Below are 6369 nucleotides of genomic sequence, written 5' to 3' on the forward strand. Positions count from 1 at the left end.
TGTTTTACCGTGGTCAACGTGGCCGATAGTACCAACGTTAACGTGCGGTTTCGTACGTTCAAATTTTTCTTTAGACATGAGTGGTCCCTCTAGGTACGGATTTAGGTGGCCCAAATTGACCACGCAACCAAAAAAAGATAATTGGTAAATCTAATATCAAAAGGAAATAAACTTGAGAGCTGGTGCTGATAGGCAGACTCGAACTGCCGACCTCATCCTTACCAAGGATGCGCTCTACCACCTGAGCTATATCAGCACTCAAATTAGAGTGGAGCGGGCAGCGGGAATCGAACCCGCATCATCAGCTTGGAAGGCTGAGGTAATAGCCATTATACGATGCCCGCAACACGTAACTCTGAGAGCTATTTCCTAAAGAATATGGTGGAGGGGGACGGATTCGAACCATCGAAGGCAGTGCCGGCAGATTTACAGTCTGCTCCCTTTGGCCACTCGGGAACCCCTCCAAATTTTCAAGCCATTCAGACTACTAAAGGAAAGAATGGTGCCGACTACCGGAATCGAACTGGTGACCTACTGATTACAAGTCAGTTGCTCTACCTACTGAGCTAAGTCGGCATAAGTGGTGCGCATTCTATTGAATGATTTTCTAGGTTGCAATAGTAATTTGAAAAAAAATCATAAATTTCGATTTTTTAGATTCGTTTGCTGCAAATTCGTACAAACTTAGCTTTTTTAAAGCAAACTTCGACCTTTGTCGTTTGCTTTGAAGTTCGCTTGATGTATGTTCTTGCTTCTATTAAACCAAGGATAAAAGAGACCCATGAGTCCATTTTTGTCATTTGACCGTGCAAATTGGGCCGAGTTAAGAAACTCTGTACCGATGACACTTTCTGAAGACGACTTGACTGCGCTTCAGGGCATTAATGAAAACCTAACCATGGAGGAAGCGGTAGAGATCTACCTTCCTTTGTCTCGTCTTTTGAATCTGTATGTCCAAGCTCGTCAAAGCCGCAATTCCGTATTACAACAATTCTTAAATACAGAGGAACATGCTCCCCCTTTCGTAATTGGTATCGCTGGCAGTGTTGCTGTAGGCAAAAGTACGACTGCTCGTATTCTAACGGCATTGCTTTCTCGTTGGGAGAATCATCCCAAAGTCTCCTTGGTTACAACAGATGGCTTCCTATATCCGAAAAAAGTACTAGAAGAACGCGGTATCATGCATCGTAAAGGCTTCCCTGAATCCTATGATATCAAGCGTTTAGTCGAGTTCATGTCTGACGTAAAGGCAGGAAAGCCCGATCTTGAAGTACCCATCTACTCTCACATCACGTATGACATTACTGATGAACTAAGAAAAGTGGATAGACCGGATGTTCTTATTATTGAAGGTTTAAACGTTCTGCAAAGTGGAATGGACTATCCACATGACCCGCATCGTGTCTTCGTCTCTGACTTTTTAGATTTTTCAATTTATGTCGACGCAGAAACAGAGACCATTGAACATTGGTATGTAGAACGCTTTTTAAAGTTTCGCCAAGGGGCCTTTACGAAACCTGGCTCTTATTTTAGCCACTACACACAACTCTCTGTCGATGACGCAAAGAAAAAAGCGAAGCAAATTTGGCATGATATTAATGGGCTCAATTTAGAATTGAATATTCTTCCAACTCGTGAGAGAGCCCACTTGATTCTACACAAAGGCGTTAACCACTTGGTTGATAAAGTCTCGTTGCGAAAGTAATCGAAGATTAGTCACTTTTACGCAACGAGATTTCACCACCAATATAAGTCTCTAGTCCTTGGGAGGTTTCAATTAATATTCCACCTTGATGATCGATGCCTCGAACGACGCCATATACCTCTCTAGGACCAATAAGCAGTTTGACCTGACGATTAAGGAAATTGTCTAACCGATTCCAACGTTCGATAAAGCCAGTAAGTCCTTTCATTTCATATTCGACAAGTGCGGAATTCCAATGCTTGATAAGTGTCATTGCTAGAACATTTCTATCGATCTTGAGACTCTGATTTACTTGGTTCAACGTGGTCCATGGCTGGTCAATCTCAGGCTGGTCGTCAGGCATTCCAATATTCAGGCCCATCCCAATCACTAGATGAGCAGCCCCACCGGCCTGACCCGACATTTCAACCAAGATTCCGGCCAGTTTTTTATCTTGATAATACAAGTCATTCGGCCACTTGAGTTTAACACCTTGCATGCCTACTTCTTCCAGAGCTTCCACTGCGGCAATCCCAATCACCAAGCTCAAGCCCATTGCCGCAGCCATTCCCGCATCCAGTCGCCAATACATAGAGAGATATAAGTTAGAGCCAAACGGTGAGACCCATTGTCTACCGCGGCGACCACGCCCTTGTGCTTGATATTCAGCAATACAAACACGGCCCTTTTCCGAATCCACGACTCTGTCGAGCAAATACTGGTTCGTTGAGTCAATCACAGGGACAAGTTCAACAAGTGACTCCGAGCTAGTGGTCAGGAGTGTCTCGTCTAACAACTGCAATGGTGAAGCTAATTGGTAACCACGCCCTTGCACTCGATAAATATCAATACCCCATTCACTAAGACCTTTAATGTGCTTAGCGATTGCCGCTCTGGAAACATTAAGATCGTCGCCCAACGCTTCTCCTGAATGAAACTCTCCATCACTTAATAACCTTAAAATATGAAGTTTCGTAGAGTGATCTTTTCTCATCTAGATGCCTCGATCTGAGTCAAATTCGTCTCCCCGGTACGATTGAGAAAGCGTACTTCATGCTCAAGTATGATTTGGTATTTATCCCATACCGTCTGCTTCACTAAAGAAGCAAGCGCGACAATGTCATCAGCACTACAATTATCCATGTTGGTCAAAACCAAAGCTTGCATAGGGTTGACCTGCGCACCGTGTACAGACTTCCCTTTTAATCCACACTGATCGATAAGCCAACCAGCAGCAATTTTCATTCCTCCAGAAGCTGGGTAGGCCACTACGTTAGGGTATTTTTTTGTGAGTCGATCATAGTGATCTTGCGTGATCACTGGGTTTTTAAAGAAACTACCTGCGTTACCTATCTTGGTTGGATCTGGCAGTTTTGCCTTTCGCACTTGGCATACTCGTTCGAAGATAGAAGCAGGGCTGAGTTGTTCTTCTGGGATACTTTGTAAAGGACCGTACTGGTTAATCGGCTGCCATTGCTTCGCCAACTTAAGCCCTAATGCGGTGATAAAGCACTTTCCGTGCAACGCATGTTTAAATATGGAATCCCTATAGGCAAACTCACAGTCTTGGGCGTGCATTCTTTTGTTTTCAAACGTAGTTAGATCAAGAACATCTACATAATCACAGATGTCTTTTAGCTCTAGGCCATACGCACCAATGTTCTGAATAGGAGCCGAGCCAGCACAACCTGGAATCAAAGCTAAGTTCTCGATCCCACCGATCCCCTGATTCACACACCAGGAAACCAATTCAGGCCAATCTTCACCACCGGCAATATGTAATAGGTAGTGCTCATCCGTTTCCGTGACTTCTTTACCCATGACTCGATTAACAATCACTAATCCCTCAAAATGTTCTGTAAAAAGAACATTACTTCCTTTACCTAAAAAAAGTTTCGGTAAATGGGTGAATCTTGGGTTTTGAAATAGCTCAATAACATCTTCAAGCGACTCAACGATAGCTAAATAGGAACACGATTGTTCAATTCCAAAAGTATGGTAAGCCTTTAGGCTCGCATTTGTTTTAATTTGCATAGTAGGTTTGCAACACCAGATAAGATTCTCTTAAACTGTCGACATTCTACATTAGTTATCTTTTAACCGCAGTGACAATACCAGACTCATTAATCATAGAAGTGTTAAATCCCATCAAGCTCCCCCTCATTAAGAAACTATACAAAGCGTATTACCCTGCGGGTCGAGCCAAAAAAGATGAATTGATCATTACAGCAAGCCATAAAGGTGAAATCATTGCGTTACTACGTTTAAAAAGTGTAGATAAAGTTCGTCTATTGACAGGAATGTTGGTCATTCCGAAAGTTAGGGGAACAGGGATTGGAAAAGAACTACTAACTCATTGTAAAAACAATGTTTTCACTGATGGCGATTATTGCTTCGCGTTTACACATCTAGAATCCTATTATTCCAAGCATGGATTCACAACAATTGATTGCTCTGAGCTACCACACCCGCTAAAAATGGCATTTCAACGTTATGTAGATAGCGGTAAAGATCTCATTCCAATGCAATTCATCTCTTCAACGACATCAAAACGCGTGCTTTTGTAGCCAGGTAAATCATATCTTTGATAAAATGGCAGGTTCGCAATATTGCACTAAACTAAGGTACTCATACCGATATGATAGTAAGTAGGAATCCATTCGAACAGTTGCCAAGTCTCGCTGTCAATCCGGAAGACTTTGATGTTCTGTATTCAGCAGAATCATTCAGAACCCGTCTTTTAGATGCTATCAGCAAAGCAACGTCGCGAATTTACCTAGTCGCTCTATATCTGGAAGATGATGAAGCTGGACGTGAAATTCTCACTGCGCTTTATGAAGCGAAACAGCGCAATCCTGGGTTGGACATCAATATCTGTGTCGACTGGCATCGAGCGCAGCGTGGCCTGATTGGTGCGGAGACATCTGAGGGTAATTCAGCGCTTTACAAAGCATATGCCAGCAAATACCAACACCCAATCCCTGTCTATGGCATACCAGTGCGTGGCAGAGAAGTTTTTGGGGTACTGCATTTAAAAGGCTTCATTGTCGATGATACTGTTATCTACAGTGGGGCGAGCTTAAATAACGTTTATCTCCATTATCATGAACGTTATCGATTTGATCGTTACCATGTGATTCGACATGAATCTTTAGCGAATTCAATGGTGCAATTCATTCAGGAAGAAATGATTGCTCACCCTGCCGTTAATGATCTTGCAGGAAAAGATAAGCCAGAAACCAAAGAAATTAAGTCGGCGATTCGCCAACTGAGGGCTTCTCTTGCTCAAGCCAATTATAAGTTTGAAGACCAAGCTGCAACAGAAGAAAGCGTAAAAGTCACTCCGTTAGTTGGGCTAGGCAAACGCCGTAATCTACTCAATCAACAGATTGTAAAGTTATTGGCAGCAGCCCAAGACGAAATTTTCATTTGTACGCCTTACTTTAACTTCCCTAAAGCACTTCATCGTGAAGTGAAACGAGCCATGAAGCGTGGTGTGAAAGTAACTATTGTTGTGGGTGATAAAACCGCCAACGACTTTTACATTGCACCTGAGGAAGACTTTAAAACCATTGGCGGACTTCCATATCTTTACGAAGTGAATTTACGTCGCTTTGCGAAAACCAATGAAGCGAATATCGCCGCACGTAAATTGTCAATTCACCTATGGAAGCATGACAATAACAGCTTCCACCTTAAGGGTATTTGGGTTGATAAACGCTATATGCTACTTACTGGGAATAACTTAAATCCACGTGCTTGGTCACTCGACCTAGAAAATGGACTACTCATACAAGACAATTATGCGAAGCTCACTGAGAAGTTTGAAGACGAAGTTTCGCGTATTCTTGAGCATACTCACCTTATCTGTACTTATAAGCAATTAGAGAAAGTAGAAGACTATCCTATAGGGGTACAGCGACTGGTCAGAAAAATTACCCGCCTAAAGGCAGATGGTGTTTTAAAGCGTATTCTTTAGACATCATTTCTCGCTCTAAAGTACGTCGAGATTTTTATACTAAGCCAACCGCTTTAGCAGTTGGCTTTTTCATATAATCCATTTGGAATACTTAACTATTTTCTAGTACCGCTAGTGAGCACATAACCACTTAGATCTAGAGCGACTCTCTTAATGGGTTTGAGCTTTGACGTTTGTGAGTTATTCCGCATAGCTTACAGCCTCGAGCTAAGCTCCCCCTCTCTGTTCTGGCGCTTCTTACCCCTTGGCGATATATTTTTTCTGAGACTCATCAAATGTTCAGCGTCGAAAATCATCACCTCGCTAATGAAGAGCTCCTTCAATCTTTCACCTTCCAATTCTTTTCAAGTCGTTTGATTTTTGAGCCAGGAGAGATTGGGGGTATATATGACGCTTTTCTGGATTATGCGCACAGTTCGTTTTTTCTTTCTCATCAAGATTCAAGCCGTTGAACGCCTTTGAATACCATAGATTACTTAGGTTTGTTTGTAGGTCATATTGTCTTTCCACAGCATCAACGGCCTATATTAATTAAAGCCTAGTGTGTAATCACGCAGAGTTCGCTTAGTAGGGATTATGGGGAGTAGTCTAGTTAGGTGTAAACACACTTCAGGGAAACGCCGCAGTAGAAACGAAAAAAGCCTCAGTCTTTCGACTGAGGCTTAATATAAGTGGCGGAGTGGACGGGACTCGAACCCGCGACCCC

General features: G+C 42.7%; 5 protein-coding genes and 4 tRNA genes. 3 read left to right on the forward strand and 6 right to left on the reverse strand.

Annotation, left to right across the window (positions count from 1 at the left end; translation table 11 throughout):
* Nucleotides 1-180: 180 nt before the first annotated feature.
* From R7E51_RS23955 to R7E51_RS23970, 4 genes are all read right to left on the reverse strand, one after another.
* Nucleotides 181-256, reverse strand: a tRNA-Thr gene (locus tag R7E51_RS23955).
* Between the two features lie 13 nt (nt 257-269).
* Nucleotides 270-344: transfer RNA gene (locus R7E51_RS23960), tRNA-Gly, on the reverse strand.
* A gap of 35 nt (nt 345-379) precedes the next feature.
* Nucleotides 380-464 (reverse strand) — tRNA-Tyr (locus R7E51_RS23965).
* A 36-nt stretch (nt 465-500) separates the two neighbouring features.
* Nucleotides 501-576, reverse strand: a tRNA-Thr gene (locus tag R7E51_RS23970).
* Between the two features lie 205 nt (nt 577-781).
* On the opposite strand from R7E51_RS23970, the gene coaA reads away from it, so the two are divergent.
* Entirely contained in the window at nt 782-1705 is a 924-nt protein-coding gene (coaA, locus tag R7E51_RS23975; protein WP_005388683.1) for a type I pantothenate kinase, read from the forward strand.
* Between the two features lie 7 nt (nt 1706-1712).
* Here coaA and birA read toward each other — a convergent pair whose 3' ends face one another.
* On the reverse strand, nt 1713-2678 hold the full coding sequence (gene birA, locus R7E51_RS23980) for a bifunctional biotin--[acetyl-CoA-carboxylase] ligase/biotin operon repressor BirA (RefSeq protein WP_033907505.1): 966 nt from the start codon (nt 2676-2678) through the stop codon (nt 1713-1715).
* Nucleotides 2675-3718 carry a UDP-N-acetylmuramate dehydrogenase gene (gene murB / locus R7E51_RS23985; RefSeq protein WP_206958564.1) on the reverse strand — a complete coding sequence of 348 codons (1044 nt, stop codon included), beginning with the start codon at nt 3716-3718 and terminating at the stop codon, nt 2675-2677. The genes birA and murB overlap by 4 nt, the downstream gene beginning before the upstream one ends.
* Before the next feature lie 101 nt (nt 3719-3819).
* Here murB and R7E51_RS23990 point away from each other — a divergent pair, with 101 nt between their 5' ends.
* Both R7E51_RS23990 and pssA read left to right on the forward strand, forming a co-directional pair.
* Nucleotides 3820-4251: a GNAT family N-acetyltransferase gene (locus tag R7E51_RS23990; protein ID WP_031781233.1), complete on the forward strand. Its 432-nt coding sequence runs from the start codon at nt 3820-3822 to the stop codon at nt 4249-4251.
* A 71-nt stretch (nt 4252-4322) separates the two neighbouring features.
* On the forward strand, nt 4323-5663 hold the full coding sequence (pssA, locus tag R7E51_RS23995) for a CDP-diacylglycerol--serine O-phosphatidyltransferase (RefSeq protein WP_033907507.1): 1341 nt from the start codon (nt 4323-4325) through the stop codon (nt 5661-5663).
* The last annotated feature ends 706 nt before the right edge of the window (nt 5664-6369 follow it).

Origin of the sequence: Vibrio sp. Vb1166, assembly GCF_033338695.1 — a bacterium.
Taxonomy (GTDB): Bacteria; Pseudomonadota; Gammaproteobacteria; order Enterobacterales; family Vibrionaceae; genus Vibrio; species Vibrio alginolyticus.